Source organism: Streptomyces sp. NPDC053432, assembly GCF_055585365.1.
On record NZ_JBVJKF010000029.1, the window covers coordinates 1 to 18,391 of the forward strand.

An 18,391-nucleotide genomic window follows, 5' to 3' on the forward strand; every position below is an offset into this window, starting at 1 on the left:
GATCTCCCGCGGAGCGGGACCCCAGGCGCTGCGCGCCTGGGCAGGGACCCCCCTCGCTGCGCTCGGGGGTGGGGCGCTTCGCGCCCCAGTGTCCGGCTTTTGGCCGGGGGTCCTCCGCTTCGCTCCGGACCCAAAGGACCCTCCTCGCTGCGCTCGGAGGGGGGGCGCTTCGCGCCCCAACGCCCGGCCTTTGGCCGGAGGTCCTCCGCTTCGCTCCGGACCCAAAGGACCCTCCTCGCTGCGCTCGGGGGCGGGGCGCTTCGAGCCCCAGTGTCCGGCCTTTGGCCGGAGGTCCTCCGCTTCGCTGCGGACTATGGGACCCCCTCGCTGTGCTCGGGGACTGGGGGCTTCGCGCCCCAGCTTCCCCGCCTTCGGCGGGGATAGTCCTCCGCTTAGCTCCGGGCTGTGAAATCTGCCTCGCTACGCTGGGCAGCGGGCTGCTCTCCAGCCCAGGGTCTCCCTTTGGGGTGTTCTCTGTTTTGCCCTGGCCTATGGAATCCCCCTCGCTTCGCTCGGCGGTGAAGCGCTCCGTGACTTAGTGCCCCGGGTTCGGCAGGGGTAGGCCTGCGCCTTTAAAGCATCTGCCTTGCTTCGCTCGGCGGCCAGGGCGTCCTGTGTCCCAATGCCCGGCCTTCGGCCTGGATGGTTCTCCGCTTCGCTTCGAACCCAAGAGGGCAGCGTCGCTGAGCTCGGAGTGGAGGCGCTTTGCGGTCTGAGCCGGCCCGTGCCAGTCCTGAGCTTTGCTCCGGACTGGGGATGCCATTTCGCTGTGCTCGGCAGTTGGGGTGCAGCGTGCACTAGTGCTCCGGCCTTCGGCTGGGGGTTCTTTGCTTCGCTGCAGACGGGCTGGCGCGTTTCGCTCGGGGCCAGGACGTTTTGAGCCCAAGCCAGCTTCTTGCTGGAATTTTTCTGCTCTGTTCCGGACTAGGAACCGCTTGCTGTGCTTGGTGGCTGGGGTACTGCGCACCTCAGAGCTTTCCTTCGGTGAGGTGGTCCTGGGCTTTGCTCGGACTCAGGGACCGGACGGCTCCGCTCGGTGGTTGGAGTGGCAGGCCCGCGGCGTGAGCCTGAGGGGGTTCTGTGGCCTGGTCCCAGGGTGTCTTCCGCTTCGCTTTGAACCAAGAGGGACGTCCTGCCTTCGGGCAGGGGTGCCAGTGGTTCTGCTGCGTGCTTAGGGGAGCTGCCTCGGTGTGTGCTGGGCAGTTGGGGCGTTCGGTGTGCAGGAGTTTGGTTATCGCCGGGGGCGGGCTGGGTGGGTGTTTTTCGGGTGTTCTTTATGGGTGAGTTAGGGCGTGGGAGCTGCTGTGTGGGGGGTTGTGGGATGTTTTTTGGCTGATTTTGGGTGTGGAGTGGGGGTGGGGCGTTAACGGCGTTAACGGGTTGCTTCAAAGTTGGGGGCGGATAGAGATGGGATTCAGTCAGTTTCGGTGGGGGTGGCGGGCTTCTGGTGGGGGGTGGGAAGGGCTGGTGGGGTGTCAGGAAGTTGTGACTGCGGGTGGGTTGGGGACGGCGTTTCGTTCGCGCAGCGCGGCAGGAGACGGCCTATAGAAGGTACGGAGATGCGTTGCCGCAGGTCAGCGGGGGTGCGGGGGGAAAGTTATGTCCCCTCAGGGGGGACATAACTCGGGGGATGTGTCGCTGGTAGGGGGACAGAACGAGCGCAAAACGTCAATGGTACTGACGGTTTTTGGGCCAAAACGTCTGCGCGGCTGACGTTTTGCTGGAGATGTGTCCCCGAACTGCTGGGGAGGGGGGAGCGGTTGGGGGCGCGGCGGGGATTGGCCAGCGGGGGCGGTGTGGCTGAGATATGTCACCTGTGGGGTTACATAAGACACGCCGAACGTCAACGAGCGTGACACTTGTGTCACCCTTGTTGACATACTCTCTGCTGCAGATCAACGAAGTGGAGAGCATCCTCGTGTCATCAGAGCCACAGCGCCGTCGGCCGAGTCCGACGCGTGCGCCGCGTCCTGATCTCCCCGTTGATGACGCGATCTCGGCGTGGAGTCAGCCGCTGGCTCCGGTCAAGGATCTGGACAGTCTGGCCCGGCGGTACCCCAGCCGGAAGCTCACGCTGGACGGAGAGCGCAAGCCGCTGGAGTTCTACGGGACTCAAAGTCAGCCAAACGCGTTTTCGATGGACAGCCTCGAGTTCTTCCTGGTGATCGCGCAGTACTTCCGGGAAGCCTTGCCGTTGCGGCTGATCCTGCTGCTCATCGCGTGCCAACGAGCGGGGGGGCGGATTCCTCTTACGCAGGAGGAGATGGCTACGATCCTGGACGTCAGCCGGACAAAGACGTCGGAGGCGCTGCACACCGTCATGTCTCATGGGATCGTCTTCAAGGTGCGGCGGGGTGTCTATCAGTTCAACCCGCCCTACAGTTACCGGGTGGCTGAGTTCATCCCGGGTACGGAGATGACGGGTGAGTTCGTGAAGGTGGAGCAGCACAGCACCATCTCGCAGATTCGTAGCGATACGAGCCTGCCTGATCTGGTGCGCTTCCCGTCGCTGGATCACATGCGTCAGGCCATCGCGGAACTGCGGGCCGAACGGGCCAAAGAGCGCGCTGCGCGTCGGCTTAGCCGGGCGAAGCGCACGGAAGAAGGGACAGCTCAGTGAGCACCTTGCGATTCGCTGCGGTCAACGCCGACGGGCTTCTCTCCGACCTCGACCTCCCGCCTGCGGCCTACCGTGTGCTGCTGAAGCTGCGTTCGCTGAGCGAGCCGGGCGGGCGGATCCTCATCGACCAGGCCACTGTGGGTGGGCTGCTGGAGCTGAGCCGGCCGAGCGTCAACGCCGCGCTGCGGAGCCTGGAGCTCGCGAAGCTCGTGCGGAAGGTCAGGAACGGCGTCTACCAGATCAACCCGATGCTGGCCGGGTACAACTCGTTCGAGGACGCCGTCGCGGCCGTGAACGCGATGGCTCCCGACGAGCGGCTCGACGCGCGGGGTTATGTCGCCAGCTACCACCAGGCGGTGGCGGAGTATCAGGACCAGCTGGCCGAGCAGCGGAAGAAGCGCGCCGCGCAGGCCGCCGCGAAGAAGGCCGCCGAGTCGAAGCGGCGCAGGACGTTGCACGCCGTGGGGTGATGCGAGCGTCTGGACGGGCCTGTGAGGGCTTTTGAGGGTCCCGGGGTGGATTTCCCCCCGGGACCCTCTGGTTTGGGGGCGTGGGCGGCTCTGGGGGCTTTGGGGCCTGCTAGAACGCGAAGTCCACGTAGTCGATGTCCGTGAACTCGACGAGGAGGCTCGCGGCGCGGGAGCCGTTGTCCTTGAAGTAGAGCTCCTGGAGGCCTTCGGCCGCGATGTGGCGGAGTTGGGACTCGGTGGCGCCCGCCTCCTGGGCGGCGAAGAGCCGGGACGCGTACTCCGGGGGGAGGTGCTGGGTGATGCGTCGCATGCGGCCGTCGTCGGTGGTGCCGGGGGCCGCGGTGAAGCCGAAGCGGGCGCGGGTCTCGATGACGAGGCCGGTGGTGCGGGCGGCCTTGGCGCGGGCGCGTTTGCGGACCAGGGGCTGCCAGCGGCGGCGTACTTCCGCTTCGAGGCGGGCGGCGAGGGCCGGTTTGGGCTGCTTGATCTCGTTCTTGACGTAGCGCTCGACGGTGCGTTGGGAGATGCCCAGGGCCGCTGCGACCGCTTTTGTTGATTTGAGCTGTTTGACCAGGTAGCGCATCTGGGCGCCCGCGGATTTGGGGATCGGGCGCGTGAAGTGCTGTTCGTCGGCCCTGGTCAGGCTGTCGGAGATGTCGGACATTCTTCGTTACTCGCCGTCTGCCGCTGCGTCGTGGCCCTTGATGTGGCGGGCGGGGTTGAGGTGTTCGTCGAGCATCTGGACGGCCCAGAGGAGGGGCTGGGTGCCCTCGTGCTTGACCATGCCGGGGCTGACGCCGAGGCGGAAGCCGCCGGGGAGGGGCTTGCCTTCGGGGGTGTGGGGGAGGAAGTCGAGGGGGCTGGGGCCGTCGGAGAGGTACACCGCGCAGTCGGAAAGGACCGCGATGGGGTGCAGGCCGGCTTCGGTGGCCAGCTTGCGCATTTTACGGTGCATGTTGACGCGGGCCGTGGCGATGACGGCGGCGCGGATGTCGGGGCGCCAGGTGGGACGTTCGAGGGCGGGCCAGGGCTCGCCGGGGCGGTAGGCGGCGCCCTGGGGGCGTTCGCGGAGTTTGCCGATGCCGCCCTTGACGGTCGACTTGATCGCGGAGAGGACGGCCGCGGCGGTCGGGTTGTTCGTTTTGTGGGTCGACATGGCGGTGAGGAAGTCGGGTTCCGAGAGGGACGGGGTGACGCCGAGGTCCGCCATCGTCGCCATGTAGGCGTCGCGGAGGCGGGTGTACCAGGCGTCCAGGTACGGCCCGTGGTCCTCGCGGATCCAGGCTTCGGTGGGGTGGACGGCGTGGCCGAGCTCCTGCGCGTAGGCGAGGGTCGGGGTGGCGTACCAGGCGGGGCCGGTCGGGGGCCTGCCGTGGGGGGTGAAGGGGCTGGGGAGGCGGGGGTCGAGGGACAGGGTCGAGAGGTCCGCGAGCCAGCAGCCGGGGGTCTTGGGGTCGAAGCGGGGGGCGGTGACGTGGGTGGCGGGGCCGAGGCCGACCGGAAGGCGGTTGGCCGCGGCGGCGAAGGCCATGTTCACGTCGATGCCGACGGCGTGGGTGCGGGTGCACTCGGCGTCGGTGAGCAGCTCCGGGTCGCGGATCCAGTCGTAGGCCTCTTCGTCGAGGACCTGGTCCGGGGTGCGCTGGTGGGAGCGGGGGTAGAGCGAGGCGACGACCGGGTGCTCGTCCGGGGCCTCCGGGGGAGCGGGGTCGACGGGGCGGGTGAGGGAGCCGGGGACCGGGGCCGACACCCAGGTGTTCGTGGCTTCGTCGCGTGCGGCGCGGGTGGGCGGGCGCAGGGCCGTCATGAGTTCGAGGCCGGTGACGGCGGTGGAGCCGCGGGGGGTGAGGACGCGGGTGGCGTAGGTGGTGAGGAGCTCGGCAAGTTCCGGGGCGGAGAGGGTGGCGGTGTCCTCGCCCCAGGCGCGGGGGTCCAGGGCGCCCCAGGGGAGGATCGCGAGCTGCACGCACTGGCGGCCGGTGGTGGGGGTGGCCGGGCGGTAGATGCGGGGCCAGGGGCCGAAGCCGCGACGGGTCAGCTGCCACTTGCTCTTGGCGAGCTGCTTCAGGGCGGGGTGGTTGTCGGGGAGGCGGAGGGCGCGGCGGTCTTCCAGGGTCGGGGGGAGGCCGAGCCGTTCCACGGCGGGGGCGGTGAGGACGAGGAGGGGGTCGCCGTCGCGGCCGTTGCGGTGGAGGCGGGGGGAGCGGAGGTTCGCCTCGGTGAGGGCCCAGGTGACGAGGTCGGGGAGGCTGGTGGTGGGGTGGTCGAGGATGAGGCCGGCGGCGGCGTAGGCGTGGCCGGTGCCGTCGAGGACGGCGAGCGGGCCGTTGCCTTCCAGGCGGGTTTCCTTTTTGGCCGCCCCTTCCCGGGACTGGGACCCGCGCTGTGGCCCGGGTCGGTGGGGGGGTTGGTTGCGGGGCCTGGGGGCGGGGGCGGTGGGCTGGTCGGCCTCGGCCTTGGTCTCGGCCTCGGCCTTGGTCTCGGCCTCTGACTTGACTGCCTCGGCCTCTGCTTCGGTCTCTGGCTGGGTCTCTGCCTCCGGCTTGAGGGTGCTCGTGGAGGGGGCGGAGGTGGGGTGGTCGGGGTCTGCCTCGGGTGCGGGTGCGTTAACGGCGTTAACGGTGGCGGTGGGTTCGGTGGGCTCTGCCCTGGGCTCCGGGGCGGGCTCGGGCGGGGTGGGGGCGTTAACGGCGTTAACGGTGGGGGTGGGTTCGGTGGGGTCTGCCTCGGGTTCAGGGGCGGGGGTGTTAACGGCGTTAAGGGGGTGGAGGGTGGCCAGGCCCTCCAGGAGGCGGGCGTAGGCGGCGCGCTTCGGGGGGCGGGGGGCCGTGCGGCCGATCTCCCAGGAGGTGACGGTTTCGCGGCGGACGGAGAGGGCCTTCGCGATCTGGTCCTGGCTCAGGCCGGCGGCCTCGCGGAGGCGCTTGCGCTCGTCCGGGTGGGGGAGCGCGTCCTTGGCGGCTGCTTCTTCCAGCAGGGCGTCTACCGCTGCGAAGAGGCTCTCTTGTTCGTTGGGCATCGGTACCTCCGAAGGCAGCCTATGTGAAACGCACCTCTAAACGCACATGAAACGCACGTGGGGGCGTTAACGGCGTTAACGGTGATGCGTTAACGGCGTTAATGCCCCCGGCGTGTGCGGCTCAGATGCCCCGCTCAAATGCGCAGCATGAGGAGCTCCGTGACGGCCTTGAGGTCGTCCGGGGTCAGGTGCGCGGTGAGGGCGTCCGCGATCGTCTCCGGGGAGTTCGTGGAGATGGTGATGCGGGGCGCGGGGGTGGGGGCCGGGGGGGTGGGGGCCGGGGGGGCGTTAACGGCGTTAACGGCGTTAACGGGGTGGGTGCGCTGGCGGGGCGGGTTGACGGCGTTGAGGGTCTCGTCCGCCGCCGCCTCCTGGGCCTCCTGGGGAAGGCGGCCGATGCGGCGGGCCGGTTCCACCTTGAGCTCGCCCGATTCCACCTTGTCCTGGAGCTCCGGCGTCAGGTTCAGGAGCGCCAGGCGCTGGGAGACCCAGGCGCCCGTCTTGCCGAGGCGCTTGGCGACCTGGGCCTGGGAGCCGTGGACGTCGACGAGTTCCTGGAGGGCGCGGGCCTGGTCCATGGGCGCCACGTCGACCCGGTGGATGTTGGCGATCAGGGCCGATTCGAGGATGTCCGAGGACGACGCCGAGAGGGCGTCGTTCACGTGGATGTGCATCGTCTTGAGACCGGCCAGGTGGGCTGCCGCCAGTCGGCGGTTGCCGTCGATCACGACGTACGGGGCACGGCCCAGGCCGTCGGTGGCGCCCGGGTGGGCCTCCATGAAGGCCATGCGGGTGGCGACCGCGAGGGGCTGGAGCTGTCCTCGGGCGATGAGGGACGCGGCCAGTTCGTCGAGTTCCGTGAGGTCCTCGCGGAGGTTGAACGGGTTGTGCGCGAGGGCCTCGATGGGGACCTCGGACGGGGGGACCACTCCGGAGGTGGGGGCCCCCGTCGCTTCGGCGATGGCCGCGCGGCGGGAGCTCACCCCGACCGGCTGGGCCCGGGCGAAGGAGGCCGAGACGCCGAGCTTGTCTGCCTTGCTGCTCATGAGATCTCCCGGGCGAGGGCACGCAGGGCCACGGCCTGGTCGCCCTTGGGTGCGTAGACGAAGAGGGGCTGCTTCACACGGACTGCTTCGCGCTGTTCCTTGAGGTCCGGTACGACGGCGACGACGCGCGGATCCTTTATGTCCATCCAGGCCTGGAGGGAGGAGGTCGCGATGTAGCCGCGGCGGCCGTCGTAGAGGTTGACCACGAGGCCCAGGTAGTCGATGTCCAGGCTGAGGTCGTCGCGGAGGTCGTTGATCTGGGAGGTGAGGAGGTCGTAGGCGTCGGCGGACGAGTCCTCCGCCTGTACGACGATCAGCGCGCCGGAGGCGCCGGGCTGCTCGGCGTCGCGGCGGCGGCCGTAATAGATGGCCGCGTCCATGCTGAGGCCGAGGCTCGGCGGGCAGTCGACCAGGATGACGTCGTAGTCGGACTCGACCGGGGTGAGGGCACGCTCCAGGGCGGCCTCGCGGGCGCGGACCGTGGAGAGGCGGACGTCGAGGAGGAAGGCGTCCGTGCAGGCGGGGAGGAGGTGGAGGCGGTCCCCGAAGCGGTCGTGCTCGATGGGCACGATGAGGTCCTTGAGGGGTCCCTTGGCCTCGCCGGCCATGTGGCAGGTGAGGCTGTCGCCGCCGATGGGCAGCGGCTGCTGGCCGAGCTGCTTGGTGAGGTGGCCCTGGGGGTCGAAGTCGATCAGCAGGACTCGCATGCCGAGACCGGGGAGGTCCTCCAGGTCCAGCGGGGTGCCCGGGTCGGGGTGGGGCTCGTCCTCGGGGGACGAGAGGCGGGCCAGCTGGCGGGCGACGCGGACCGGGTGGAGGGTCGACGGATCCTCGGCCAGGGCCTCGGCGGTGCCTGCGGTGATGGCGGTCTTGCCGACTCCGCCCTTCTGGTTGCACACGACGATGCGCCGGACCACGGAGGGGCGCTTGACCGTGGGGGCCGGGTTCAGCTCCAGCCAGAGGTGGACGGCCTGGGCCAGTCCCTGGATGAGGGAGACGCCGCGGTCCTTGGAGGCGGCGCGGAAGGACTCCCACTGGCCGGCGGGCAGCCAGGTGGAGAACGATTCGGCGCCGGAGGTGTCGACGGGGGAGGGGGCCGAGGCGAGTGCGCTCCAGTGGGCGATGCCCTGGTGGACGGCGTCCTGGATGTCCACCCGCAGTTGAGCGGTGCGGATTTTCAACTCCTGGCGCAGCCACGGGGGGAGCTTGGAGACGACCTTCTCTCGGTCGCTCTGAGACGAGGGCGAAGTCATGAGAGGGACTTTACTAACGTTCAGGGGTGTTCGTGGGCGCCACGCTTGAGTTTTGCTAACGAAGTGGGAGAGATGGGGGTGGGGGTAGGGGTGCTGAGGGCGTTAACGGCGTTAACGGCGTTAACGGCGTTAACGCCCTCGGCTGCCGGAGGCGGGCAGCGGGGTCCGGTGGGCCCGCGTCCCTGGCTGAGGTGACGGCGTTAACGGCGTTAACGCCGTTAACGGTTCGGGGCGGCCTCGTGCGCTGCGCCAGGCCGTCCCGAACACGCCGTCAGGCGGAGGGGGCGAGCCCGAGTTCGGCCCGGCACTCGGGCGAGCCGGCGGGGGCGAAGCGGTGGATGCGGTTCTCGGGAACGATGCCCGGGAGGAGGAAGTCCCACAGCTCTGTGATGCGCGTGTGCAGGTCCTGGCGGTGGGTGCGGACGTGCGAGGTGACCTGGATGCCGGTGAACGAACCGACGAGGAAGGTCGCGATGTCGTGGACGTCCAGCGAGGGCTTGACGTCACCGCGTGCCTGGGCCGGCGTCAGGCACGTACGGCAGGTCTCGATCCATGTGTTGTACGGGGACGGGTCCGGGTCGGTGAAGGAGCCGAACTCGACGACGAGGCGGACGGCTGCGCGGACGCGGACGTTTCCGCGCAGCCCGAACGCCATCTGGTGGGTGAGGTCGATGACCGTCTGCAGACCCGGTTCCTCAAGGGCGGGAACGCCGGAGGAGATCCGGAACTGCTCGTCGATCAGAGTGCGGGCGAGGGCTTCCTTGGAGGGGAAGTGGAAGTAGAGCGCGCCCTTGGTGACACCGGCGTGCTTGACGACCTCGCTGAGGCTGGTGCCGTCGAATCCGGCGGCGTCGAAGGCGATGGCCGCTCCGTCGAGGATGGCCTGCCGGGTGATCTCGGCCCGTTGCTGCCTGACCCTCGTCATGTGCGCCTTCCCTCTGGTCGCTGCCCCCACGTCCGCGCGGTGATCGCTGCGGAGCGGCGTCAATGTAGGCAGGTCTTGGGGGAGGAAACCAGTCGGCCAGTATTTTTTGGGGGCTCGGGGGGCGTTAACGGCGTTAACGCCGTTAACGCGGGGCGGGCCGGGGGCGGGGGGCGGGGCGGGGTGGCGTTAACGCCGTTAACGGTGGCGAGGGGCGGGCGGGGTGGCGTCAACGCCGTTAACGCCGTTGATGTTGTTGACGCCGTGGGCGGGTGGAGGCGTCGCATAGGTGGGGAGGGGCAGCGTGGAGGTGCTTTCGCCAGCCTTCAGCATGAGGTCGAGGATGCGGCGGCGGCCGAGCAGGCCGTTGCGAAGGCCGAGGCCGAGCTTCGAGGCGGGGGCGAGGAAGGCACCCGTACGCGCTCCGTTCTTCTGACAGCCCTGGGCGTAGGGGCGCAGGAGGGATTCGTAGCGGGCGAAGGCTGCCCGGTGGTCCTCGGGGGAGCGGGAGAGCTCGCCCGCCAGGACGTACGCGGCCACGATGCCTGTGCCGGTGCCCATACCGCCGATGGTCGCGCCGCAGGCGGCGTCACCGAGGAGGGCGATCCGGCCGGACGACCAGGTGGGTACGTCGACGCGGCTGATGGAGTCGAAGTAGAGGTCGTCGGCGGAGCCGAGGGAGTCGAGGAGGTGGTCCACGTGCCAGGGGAGGCCGGTGAAGGCCTGGCGCAGGAGCTGCTTCTGGGCCTCGGTGTCGTGGCGGTCGTAGGTGAGTTCCGGGGAGGCGAAGACGAAGAAGGCGTGGGCGCGGGCCGGGTCGGTGCGGTGGGCGCCGACACCGGCGAGGCGGCCGGGGGCGTTGTGGCCGAAGGTTCCCGTGCCGGGGCGGAGGCCCAGGCGGTTGGGGAGGCTCCAGCCGGCGGCGTAGTGGCCGAGGTGGGTGACGAAGTCGGCTTCCGGGCCGAAGGCGAGACGGCGGGTGTGGGAGTGGATGCCGTCGGCGCCGATGACGAGGTCGAAGGAGCGGGGCGGGGCGTGGCGGAAGGTGACGTCCACGCCGGTGGCGGTTTCGGTGAGGGAGGTGACCGTGTCGCCGAAGAGGTATTCGGTGGAGGGGAGGGAGGACGCGTGGAGGACGCGGGAGAGGTCGCCGCGCAGGACCTCGATGTCCCCGCCGGCGAACTGGGCGGGGAGGTGGAGGAGCGGTTCGCCGTGGGCGTCGACGAAGGTCATGGGGGAGCCGGTGGTCTGGACTCGGCGGAGGTCGTCGAGGACGCCCATGCGGTGGAGGACGGACAGGTGGGTCTGGCCGCGGAAGTCGACGGCCTGGCCGCCGGGGCGGAGGGTGGGGGCGACTTCGACGACGGTGGGGCGGAAGTGGTGGCGGGCGAGCCAGTGGGCCAGGGCGGGGCCGGCTATGCCGGCGCCGGAGATGAGGATGCTGCGGGGCACGGGGCTCCTCGGGGGCGCTGGGGCGCTGGGCGCTGGGCGCTGAGCGCTCGGCGCTGAGCGCTGGGGCGTTAACGGCGTTAACGGCGTTTACGCCGGTGCTGGTTCTTGGGGCCGGCGGGTGGTGGGGCGTAGCGGCGTTAACGCCGTTAATTGTGTCTGGTGGATACTGAAGATTTAGTGTGTACGGTAGACGCAGTTTTCGTGCGAGCGCAAGGGGATTCGGTCCGATGGCGGATGAGCAGTGGGGCGCGGCCGTGCGGTTGTTGTGGGGGCCGGAGCCGTCGGCCAAGCCCGCGCGGGGGCCGAAGCGGGGGCTCACGCTGGAAGCGATCGCTCGGACCGGGATCGGGATCGCTGACGCGGAGGGGCTGGGCGCGGTGTCGATGCAGCGGGTGGCCGGCGAGTTGGGGGTCACGAAGATGGCGCTGTACCGGTATGTGCCGGGGAAGGCGGAGCTGGTCGCGCTGATGGTGGAGGGGGCGTTGCCGGTGCCGGCCGTGCCTGTGCCGGCCGTGCCGGTTCCTGTACAGGGGTCGGTGGAGGGCGGGTGGCGCGATCAGCTGGAGGTGTGGGCGCGGGAGTTGTACGCGGGGTTCCGGTGTCACCCGTGGCTGCTGGAGGCGACGGTCGGGGTCCGGGTGATGGGGCCCCGGGAGCTGGGCTGGATGGAGCGGGCGCTCTCCGCGTTGCACGGCTGCGGATTGAGCGGGGCCGAGGCGATGGACGCGGTGGTGCTGGTTGCGGGGCATGTACGGGGGATTGCGGAGCAGGAGCGGGCGGCCGGGGGGTCGGCGGACGGGGGTGTGGCGGCTGGGGGTGGTGCGGCCGGGGGTGGTGCGGCGGCCGGGGGTGTGGGGCCCGATGCGCAGCTTGCGGTGATGCTGGGGGAGGTCATGCGGGTGCGGGGGGCGGAGTTTCCGGCGCTCGGGGCGGCGTTGGCTTCGGTGGCGGAGCACGGGGGGCAGGACGGGGCGTTGGAGTTCGGGCTCGAGCGGATCCTGGACGGGCTCGGGTTGCTCATCGCGCGGCGGGTGGGTGGGGGGTTGTCTTAACGCCGTTAACGGCGTTAACGGCGTTAAGAGGGCGGCGGCGTTTGTGCTGTCGGCTGCGTCTGGCTTTGTTCGGGTCGTCGGATGTCGCCGTTCGGCGGGTGGGCCTCAGTAGTCGGCGTAGAACTGGCTGGGGGTTCAGGACAGCTCTTTGCCTGGGCAGTTCGGTGGCGAGGGTGCGTCGACCGTGTTCGTGGTGGGGGTGCCGCTGCGCGGAGCTGGTCCCCGACCCGCCCTTTCTCCGTTTCCTGGGGCTCCGCCCCAGACCCCGCGCCTCAAACGCCGGCGGGGCTGAGGGGGTGGGGGTCCGTCTCCGGCCTCGCGCCTTTGGGGTGAGGGGGTGGGGCTCGGTCTCGGAGAGGGCGGCTCGAACGCCTGAGGGGGTGGGGCTTGGTGTCGGTGGCTCGGACGCCGGCGGTGCTGCGGGGGTGGGCCCCCGCCCAGAAGGTGCGGCTCGAGCGTTGAGGGTGGGCCGCCTCAGACCGCTGCCTCAAACGCCGGCGGGGCTGGGGGGTGGGGCTCCGTCTCCGGCCTCGCGGCTTTGGGGTGAGGGGGTGGGGCTTGGTCTTGGGGAGGGCGGCTTGAGTGGTGGTGGAGGTGGGGCTCCGGCTCGGGTTTTGTGCTGGGGAGGCGGTCTCGGAGGGTGGGGCTCCGCCTCAGTGTGTGTCGAGCCTGGGGGTGGGGGTCCCTAGCATGCGGGGGTGGATGGGTTTCGGATTGATGTGGCGCAGGCGGAGTTGGATGACCTGCGGGAGCGGTTGGGGCGGGTGCGGTGGGTCGAGGGGTTGGAGGGGGTGGGGTGGGACTACGGGATTCCCGTGGCCGAGGTGCGCGAGCTCGTGCGGTACTGGCGTGACGAGTACGACTGGCGTGCGGCTGAGCGACGGTTGAACGAATGGCCGCAGTTCGTGACGGTCATTGACGGGGCGCGGGTGCATTTTGCGCATGTTCGATCGCCTGAGCCGGGTGCTACGCCGCTGTTGATGACCCATGGATGGCCGGGTTCGTTCGTGGAGTTCCAGCGGGTCGTCGGGCCGTTGACCGATCCTCGGGCTCATGGCGGGGACGCCGGTGATGCGTTTCATCTGGTGATGCCGCATATCCCGGGGTTCGCGTTGTCGGGGCCGACGACCGAGGTGGGGTGGGAGTTCAGGCGCGTGGCGCGGGCCTTCGGGACGTTGATGGAGCGGCTCGGGTACGCGGAGTACGGGGTGCAGGGCGGGGACTGGGGCGCCGCCGTTTCGCGGGAGCTGGGGCGGGTGCGGCCGGAGAACGTGGTGGGGGTGCACCTGAATCTGCTGCCGGGTGGCGGTGCCACCGCCGAGCCCGGGGAGGAGGAGCTGGCCGCGCTGAGTCCCGAGGAGAGGGAGCGGACCTGGGCCTCCTGGGAGCGGTACCGGGTGTGGGCGCGTGAGCGGCAGGGGTACGCCGACATCCAGGCGACCCGGCCGCAGACCCTCGCGTACGGGCTGAACGATTCGCCGGTCGGGCTGCTCGCCTGGATCGGGGAGAAGTTCGCGGAGTGGAGCGACCCCCGGTGCCCCATCGACCGGGATCAGATGCTGACCAACGTGATGCTGTACTGGCTGACCGGGACCGTGGGGTCAGCCGCCCGGATCTATTACGAGAGGGCGCACGCTGCCTCGCCGGCATGTCCTGAGGTCTCGCGGACGCCTACCGCGGTGGCCGACTTCCCGCGCGACAACTTCATTCCGCTGCGGCACGTGGCCGCGCGGACCGATTCCGTCGTGCGGTGGACCTCGTACGACCGGGGCGGGCACTTCGCCGCCATGGAGGTGCCGGAGCTGCTGGTGGCGGACGTGCGGGCCTTTTTCCGGCAGTTGAGAGGTCAGAACTCGGGGGTGGGGCGGCGGTCCACCGCTTCGAGGGCCAGGGGCCACGGGAAGTGGGCCGGTGCGTCGGGGCCGGCCGGGCCGGGGGTGAACCCGGTCTCGCCGTAGAGGACCTCGACCCCCGCGGTGCGCAGGACGGCCAGGGACTGGTCGAACTGGGGGTGCGCGGCGAGGGCGGAGTTCGTGCAGGGCATGGCGACGACGGGGGTGCCCTTGCCGATGGCCTCGGCGGCGACCCCCACCACGAAGCGGTCCGTCAGGCCGAGCGCCCAGGCGTTGACCGAGTTGAACGTGGCGGGGGCGAAGAGCAGGGCGTCGGCCGTGGGCCATACGTCGGGTTCCCCGGGGAGCTTGTACTGCCAGCGCACCGGGTGGCCGGTCAGGGCGGCCAGCCCGTCGAGGCTGCCGGACAGCCAGTGGGCCGCGGTCGGGGTGAGGCCCAGGCAGACGTCCCAGCCGCGGGCCTGGGCGTCCTCGACCACGTGGGCCACGTCGAAGACGGGCGGAGCGGCGGAGCAGAGCAGGTACAGCGTCTTCGTGGTCATGTCGCAATATGATCATATTGCTCGACCTCGGTCGTCCCTCAGGTCAGCGGGAGGACGCCCACCGGCTGGTCGCCGCTGAGTTCGCCGGTGCGGTGGAACCCCAGGCCCAGGTAGAACGGCTCGGGGCTGCCCTCGCCCGCGTGCCAGGTGACGTAGGCGTGGGAGGCGCCACGGCCGCGGAGCTCGGCCGTGACCGCCTGGACCGCGAAGCGGCCGTAGCCCTTGCCCTGCCGGCCGGCGGCGATGTTCAGGCGCCAGATGCCGGAGCGCCGGTCGGCCGGGTCCTCGGCGGGGTTCCAGGCGATGTCGAGGAACGCCATCACGAAGCCGACGACTTCGTCGCCGTCGACGACGGCCCGCGGCCAGGCGGTCTCGCCGTGGACGTACGCCTCGGCCAGCGACTTCACCACGGGGGAGACCAGGTGGTTCTGGTCGGGGCGGACCTGTATCGCGCACACCACGTCGATGTTGTCGGCGGTCACGGGTTCCAGGCGGAGGGCGGTGGGGGTGGCCATGGGGGGAGTCTAGGTGGTCTTCGGGCTGGTCAGGCTGCTGCGGCAGGGGCGGCGAAGGCCGCGCACATCCAGCGCTCAAGGGCATGGGTGCACCATCGGGCGCGTCGAGCCGTACGGGTCGGGACGTTTGTCGAGCTCCGGTTCGTCCAACTCCGTTCGGTCGGTTCCATACGTTCAGCTCCATGTGCCCGGCTCCGTATCTCCAGTTCCATGTGATCAGTTCCGTGCGCCGTCAGTTCCGTGTGCCGTCGGCTCCGTGCCGTCAGCTCCGTGTGCTCAGCTCCTTGGCTCTCCCGGACCCAGAGAAGAGGAACCGCCCTGATGCCGTCGACCTCCATCACCTCCACGACCGCCTGGCTCGCTTCGCTGGAGCAGCGGATCGAGCGCCGTGACCCCGGGGAGCCGGAGTTCCACCAAGCCGTACGGGAGGTGCTGGAGACGCTCGCCCCGGTCTTCGACGCGCGCCCCGAACTGCGCGAGGCCAGGGTCATGGAGCGGATCGCCGAGCCCGAGCGGCAGATCCTCTTCCGGGTGGTGTGGCAGGACGACCAGGGCCGTACGCAGGTCAACCGCGGGTTCCGGGTCGAGTTCAACAGCGCGCTCGGCCCTTACAAGGGCGGCCTGCGCTTCCACCCGTCCGTGAACCTCGGCATCGTGAAGTTCCTCGGCTTCGAGCAGATCTTCAAGAACGCCCTGACGGGGCTCGGGATCGGCGGCGGCAAGGGCGGCAGCGACTTCGATCCGCGCGGGCGTTCCGACGCCGAAGTGATGCGGTTCTGCCAGGCCTTCATGACCGAGCTGCACCGGCACCTCGGCGAGCACACCGACGTCCCTGCCGGCGACATCGGCGTGGGCGGCCGCGAGATCGGCTACCTGTTCGGGCAGTACCGGCGCATCACCAACCGCTGGGAGGCCGGCGTCCTCACCGGCAAGGGCATCGGCTGGGGCGGCTCCCACGCCCGTACCGAGGCCACCGGATACGGCAACGTGCTCTTCACGAGCGAGATGCTCAAGGTGCGCGGCGAGGAGCTGGACGGGCAGCGGGTCACCGTCTCCGGGTCGGGCAACGTCGCCATCTACACGGTGGAGAAGGCGCAGGCGCTCGGTGCGCAGGTGCTGACCGTTTCCGACTCCGGTGGTTATGTGGTCGACGAGAAGGGGCTCGACCTGGAGCTGCTCAAGCAGATCAAGGAAGTGGAGCGGGGGCGGATCAGCGAGTACGCCGAGCGGCGTGGAGGGTCCGCGCGCTATGTCGCCGGTGGCAGTGTCTGGGACGTGCCGAGTGACGTGGCGCTGCCGTCCGCGACGCAGAACGAGCTGACCGAGGCCGACGCGCTGAACCTGGTGCGGGGCGGGGTCAAGGCAGTGTCGGAGGGCGCGAACATGCCGACCACGCCCGAGGCGGTACGCGTCCTCCAGGAAGCCGGCGTCGCCTTCGGCCCCGGCAAGGCCGCGAACGCGGGCGGCGTCGCCACCAGCGCCCTGGAGATGAGCCAGAACGCCTCGCGCGAGGCGTGGCCGTTCGCCCGGGTCGAGGACGAGCTGGCCGGAGTCATGCGGCGCATCCACGACACGGCGTACGAGACGGCCGAGCGCTACGGCCGCCCCGGCGACTACGTCGCGGGCGCCAACCTGGCCGGTTTCGAGCGGGTGGCCGACGCGATGCTGGCGCAAGGCCTGATCTGACGCCTCCATCCCACTTCCGTCGCGGCCCGAGTTGGCTGGGACACGCTCGACGCGTCCATGCGAGCGATGGAGGGCTGACGATGACGGTGAAGGCGATGGGCAAGGCTCCGGAGAGGCCCGTGGCGCTGGTGACCGGGGCCACCAGTGGGATCGGGCTGGCCGTCGCCCGGGATCTGGGAGCCCGCGGCCATCGGGTGTTCCTCTGTGCCCGCACCGAGTCCGTGGTCAAGCAGACCGTGGAGGACCTGCGGGCCGAAGGGCTGACGGTGGAGGGCGCGGCCGCCGACGTGCGCGACCGCGCCGCCGTGGAGGCGCTGGTCGCCGCGGCGGTGACGGCGTACGGTGCGCCCGTCAGCATCCTCGTCAACAACGCGGGCCGCAGCGGTGGCGGCGCCACCGCCGGCATCACCGACGAGCTGTGGCACGACGTCATCGACACCAACCTGAACAGCGTGTTCCTGCTGACCCGTGAGGTCCTGACCAGCGGCGGGCTCGGGGCCGAGCCCTGGGGGCGGATCGTCAACATCGCCTCCACCGCGGGCAAGCACGGGGTGCTGCTCGGGGCGCCCTACTCGGCCTCCAAGCATGCGGTGATCGGCTTCACCAAGTCGCTCGGGAAGGAGCTCGCGGCGACCGGGACCACCGTCAACGCGGTGTGCCCCGGCTACGTGGAGACCCCCATGGCGGCGCGCGTGCGCACCGGGTACGCGCAGGCCTGGGACACCACCGAGGAGTACATCCAGGAGCAGTTCGAGGCGAAGATCCCGCTCGGCCGCTACTCCACCTCCGAGGAGGTCGCCGGTCTGGTGGGGTACCTGACCACCGACCTGGCCGCCTCGATCACCGCCCAGGCGCTCAACGTGTGCGGTGGTCTCGGGAACTACTGAGGCCGTACGAGGGCCCCGGCCGGTTCCACCGGTCGGGGCCCTCTCGTACGTCGGCTTCGTGCGGTGCTGTTCACAGGACGGTCGGCGACCCCGACACATCGCGTACGACGGCCTGCGGAGCGATTGCGGCGGACCGCCAGTCGGCCAGCACCCCGGGGTCCACCTGCTCGTCGGCCAGCAGGACGTGCCGCAGCGCGGGCAGGCTGCTGCCGCGCGCCGCCGAGGTCAGCCGGGCGAAGGCGGACGGCAGCTGCGTCACCACCGTCACCTCCTGCTCGGCCAGCAGCCGGGCGAACCCGTGTGCGTCGGACGCCGTCTCCCGGTCCACGACGAAGGCCCGGCCGCCCGTGAGCAGCGGCCCCCACATCTCGCGCATGCCGAGGTCCAGGCTCATGGAGTGGAAGTACGTCCACACGTCGTCCGGGCCGGTCTCCAGCATCGGGACGCAACCGTCCACCCAGGACAGCACGTCCAGGTGGGACACCGGCCGCAGGGCCACGGCCCGCCCCGGATCGCCGCCCGAGGGGAGCGCCAGGAAGGCCGTGTGCGGCGGGATCTCGCGGTGCATCGCCCCCTCGGGCCGCATCGCGATGACGAACCGGCCCGCCTTGGCCACCGGGATCTCGTCGCGCAGCAGTCCACTGTCCGAGACGACCATCTCGGCGCCGGCGTCGCGCATCAGGAACTCCTGCAGCCCCGCGTTGTGCCCGGGCTCCAGGGGCAGCACCGCCGCCCCGGTGCGCAGCGCGCCCACCACGGCGGAGGACGCCATGCACGAGCGCTGTGCGCGCACGGCGACGGCCGCGCCGGGGCCGGTCCGCCCCGACAGGCGGCGGGCGATGTCGTCCGCTGCCCACTCCAGTTCGAGGTAGGTCGCCTTCTCCTCCGCGTCCTGGGCGGCGACCCGGCCCGGGTGGCGGGCGGCGGCGGCCGCGAAACGGACGTCGATGCGGTCCCGGCCCGCGGGCCACTCGCCGGCCGGGTCGAGCCCGATCCGTCCGAGCAGACCGGCCAGGTCGGCGGACAACTGGTCGAGCTCCGGACGGTCCGGAGTGGCGTTCATGCGGCCTCCCA

15 protein-coding genes are annotated in these 18,391 nt (G+C 70.5%); 6 read left to right on the plus strand and 9 right to left on the minus strand.

Annotation, left to right across the window (positions count from 1 at the left end; all coding sequences use genetic code 11):
- Positions 1 to 1,903: 1,903 nt before the first annotated feature.
- Together ACZ6Y1_RS33380 and ACZ6Y1_RS33385 are read left to right on the plus strand one after the other, a co-directional pair.
- A complete protein-coding gene (locus tag ACZ6Y1_RS33380) occupies positions 1,904 to 2,620 on the plus strand; it encodes a hypothetical protein (RefSeq protein ID WP_469638798.1) in 717 nt (238 codons plus the stop codon).
- Complete coding sequence (locus ACZ6Y1_RS33385; RefSeq protein WP_384589314.1) at positions 2,617 to 3,090, plus strand: MarR family transcriptional regulator; 474 nt, start codon at positions 2,617 to 2,619, stop codon at positions 3,088 to 3,090. The genes ACZ6Y1_RS33380 and ACZ6Y1_RS33385 overlap by 4 nt, the downstream gene beginning before the upstream one ends.
- Positions 3,091 to 3,199: 109 nt before the next feature.
- Here the strand turns inward: ACZ6Y1_RS33385 and tpg are convergent, their stop codons facing one another.
- From tpg to ACZ6Y1_RS33415, 6 genes are all read right to left on the minus strand, one after another.
- Positions 3,200 to 3,754 carry a telomere-protecting terminal protein Tpg gene (tpg, locus tag ACZ6Y1_RS33390; protein WP_469638802.1) on the minus strand — a complete coding sequence of 185 codons (555 nt, stop codon included), beginning with the start codon at positions 3,752 to 3,754 and terminating at the stop codon, positions 3,200 to 3,202.
- A gap of 6 nt (positions 3,755 to 3,760) precedes the next feature.
- A complete protein-coding gene (gene tap, locus ACZ6Y1_RS33395; protein WP_469638805.1) occupies positions 3,761 to 6,109 on the minus strand; it encodes a telomere-associated protein Tap in 2,349 nt (782 codons plus the stop codon).
- 134 nt (positions 6,110 to 6,243) lie between these two features.
- A complete protein-coding gene (locus tag ACZ6Y1_RS33400) occupies positions 6,244 to 7,155 on the minus strand; it encodes a ParB/RepB/Spo0J family partition protein (protein WP_469638808.1) in 912 nt (303 codons plus the stop codon).
- Positions 7,152 to 8,408, minus strand: a complete 1,257-nt coding sequence (locus tag ACZ6Y1_RS33405) for a ParA family protein (RefSeq protein WP_469638812.1) — start codon at positions 8,406 to 8,408, stop codon at positions 7,152 to 7,154. The genes ACZ6Y1_RS33400 and ACZ6Y1_RS33405 overlap by 4 nt, the downstream gene beginning before the upstream one ends.
- 271 nt (positions 8,409 to 8,679) lie before the next feature.
- Complete coding sequence (locus ACZ6Y1_RS33410) at positions 8,680 to 9,333, minus strand: ScbR family autoregulator-binding transcription factor (RefSeq protein WP_469638815.1); 654 nt, start codon at positions 9,331 to 9,333, stop codon at positions 8,680 to 8,682.
- Between the two features lie 195 nt (positions 9,334 to 9,528).
- Positions 9,529 to 10,782: an FAD-dependent monooxygenase gene (locus ACZ6Y1_RS33415; protein WP_469638818.1), complete on the minus strand. Its 1,254-nt coding sequence runs from the start codon at positions 10,780 to 10,782 to the stop codon at positions 9,529 to 9,531.
- 227 nt (positions 10,783 to 11,009) lie between these two features.
- Between ACZ6Y1_RS33415 and ACZ6Y1_RS33420 the strand changes: the two genes are divergently transcribed.
- Positions 11,010 to 11,834: a TetR/AcrR family transcriptional regulator gene (locus tag ACZ6Y1_RS33420; RefSeq protein ID WP_469638822.1), complete on the plus strand. Its 825-nt coding sequence runs from the start codon at positions 11,010 to 11,012 to the stop codon at positions 11,832 to 11,834.
- 698 nt (positions 11,835 to 12,532) lie between these two features.
- Positions 12,533 to 13,792, plus strand: coding sequence for an epoxide hydrolase family protein (locus tag ACZ6Y1_RS33425; RefSeq protein ID WP_469638825.1), 1,260 nt, complete (start codon positions 12,533 to 12,535; stop codon positions 13,790 to 13,792).
- Here the strand turns inward: ACZ6Y1_RS33425 and ACZ6Y1_RS33430 are convergent.
- The gene (locus tag ACZ6Y1_RS33430; RefSeq protein ID WP_469638828.1) at positions 13,681 to 14,229 is read right to left on the minus strand and encodes a flavoprotein; all 549 of its coding nucleotides are present in this window, start codon (positions 14,227 to 14,229) and stop codon (positions 13,681 to 13,683) included. The genes ACZ6Y1_RS33425 and ACZ6Y1_RS33430 overlap by 112 nt on opposite strands.
- Before the next feature lie 38 nt (positions 14,230 to 14,267).
- Positions 14,268 to 14,744, minus strand: a complete 477-nt coding sequence (locus ACZ6Y1_RS33435; protein WP_469638832.1) for a GNAT family N-acetyltransferase — start codon at positions 14,742 to 14,744, stop codon at positions 14,268 to 14,270.
- A gap of 321 nt (positions 14,745 to 15,065) precedes the next feature.
- On the opposite strand from ACZ6Y1_RS33435, the gene gdhA reads away from it, so the two are divergent.
- Together gdhA and ACZ6Y1_RS33445 are read left to right on the plus strand one after the other, a co-directional pair.
- Positions 15,066 to 16,430: an NADP-specific glutamate dehydrogenase gene (gene gdhA / locus ACZ6Y1_RS33440; RefSeq protein ID WP_469638835.1), complete on the plus strand. Its 1,365-nt coding sequence runs from the start codon at positions 15,066 to 15,068 to the stop codon at positions 16,428 to 16,430.
- Positions 16,431 to 16,510: 80 nt separating this feature from the next.
- Positions 16,511 to 17,317, plus strand: a complete 807-nt coding sequence (locus ACZ6Y1_RS33445) for an SDR family NAD(P)-dependent oxidoreductase (RefSeq protein ID WP_469638838.1) — start codon at positions 16,511 to 16,513, stop codon at positions 17,315 to 17,317.
- Positions 17,318 to 17,387: 70 nt separating this feature from the next.
- On the opposite strand, the gene ACZ6Y1_RS33450 is transcribed toward ACZ6Y1_RS33445, so the two are convergent.
- On the minus strand, positions 17,388 to 18,380 hold the full coding sequence (locus ACZ6Y1_RS33450) for an AMP-binding protein (protein WP_469638841.1): 993 nt from the start codon (positions 18,378 to 18,380) through the stop codon (positions 17,388 to 17,390).
- Positions 18,381 to 18,391: the final 11 nt, after the last annotated feature.

Bases quoted from the DNA above. Each gene is read 5' to 3' on its own strand.
- tpg (WP_469638802.1), bottom strand. From the start codon at position 3,754: ATGTCCGACATCTCCGACAGCCTGACCAGGGCCGACGAACAGCACTTC.
- tap (WP_469638805.1), bottom strand. From the start codon at position 6,109: ATGCCCAACGAACAAGAGAGCCTCTTCGCAGCGGTAGACGCCCTGCTG.
- ACZ6Y1_RS33400 (WP_469638808.1), bottom strand. From the start codon at position 7,155: ATGAGCAGCAAGGCAGACAAGCTCGGCGTCTCGGCCTCCTTCGCCCGG.
- ACZ6Y1_RS33405 (WP_469638812.1), bottom strand. From the start codon at position 8,408: ATGACTTCGCCCTCGTCTCAGAGCGACCGAGAGAAGGTCGTCTCCAAG.
- ACZ6Y1_RS33410 (WP_469638815.1), bottom strand. From the start codon at position 9,333: ATGACGAGGGTCAGGCAGCAACGGGCCGAGATCACCCGGCAGGCCATC.
- ACZ6Y1_RS33420 (WP_469638822.1), top strand. From the start codon at position 11,010: ATGGCGGATGAGCAGTGGGGCGCGGCCGTGCGGTTGTTGTGGGGGCCG.
- ACZ6Y1_RS33430 (WP_469638828.1), bottom strand. From the start codon at position 14,229: ATGACCACGAAGACGCTGTACCTGCTCTGCTCCGCCGCTCCGCCCGTC.
- ACZ6Y1_RS33435 (WP_469638832.1), bottom strand. From the start codon at position 14,744: ATGGCCACCCCCACCGCCCTCCGCCTGGAACCCGTGACCGCCGACAAC.
- gdhA (WP_469638835.1), top strand. From the start codon at position 15,066: ATGCCGTCGACCTCCATCACCTCCACGACCGCCTGGCTCGCTTCGCTG.
- ACZ6Y1_RS33445 (WP_469638838.1), top strand. From the start codon at position 16,511: ATGACGGTGAAGGCGATGGGCAAGGCTCCGGAGAGGCCCGTGGCGCTG.
- ACZ6Y1_RS33450 (WP_469638841.1), bottom strand. From the start codon at position 18,380: ATGAACGCCACTCCGGACCGTCCGGAGCTCGACCAGTTGTCCGCCGAC.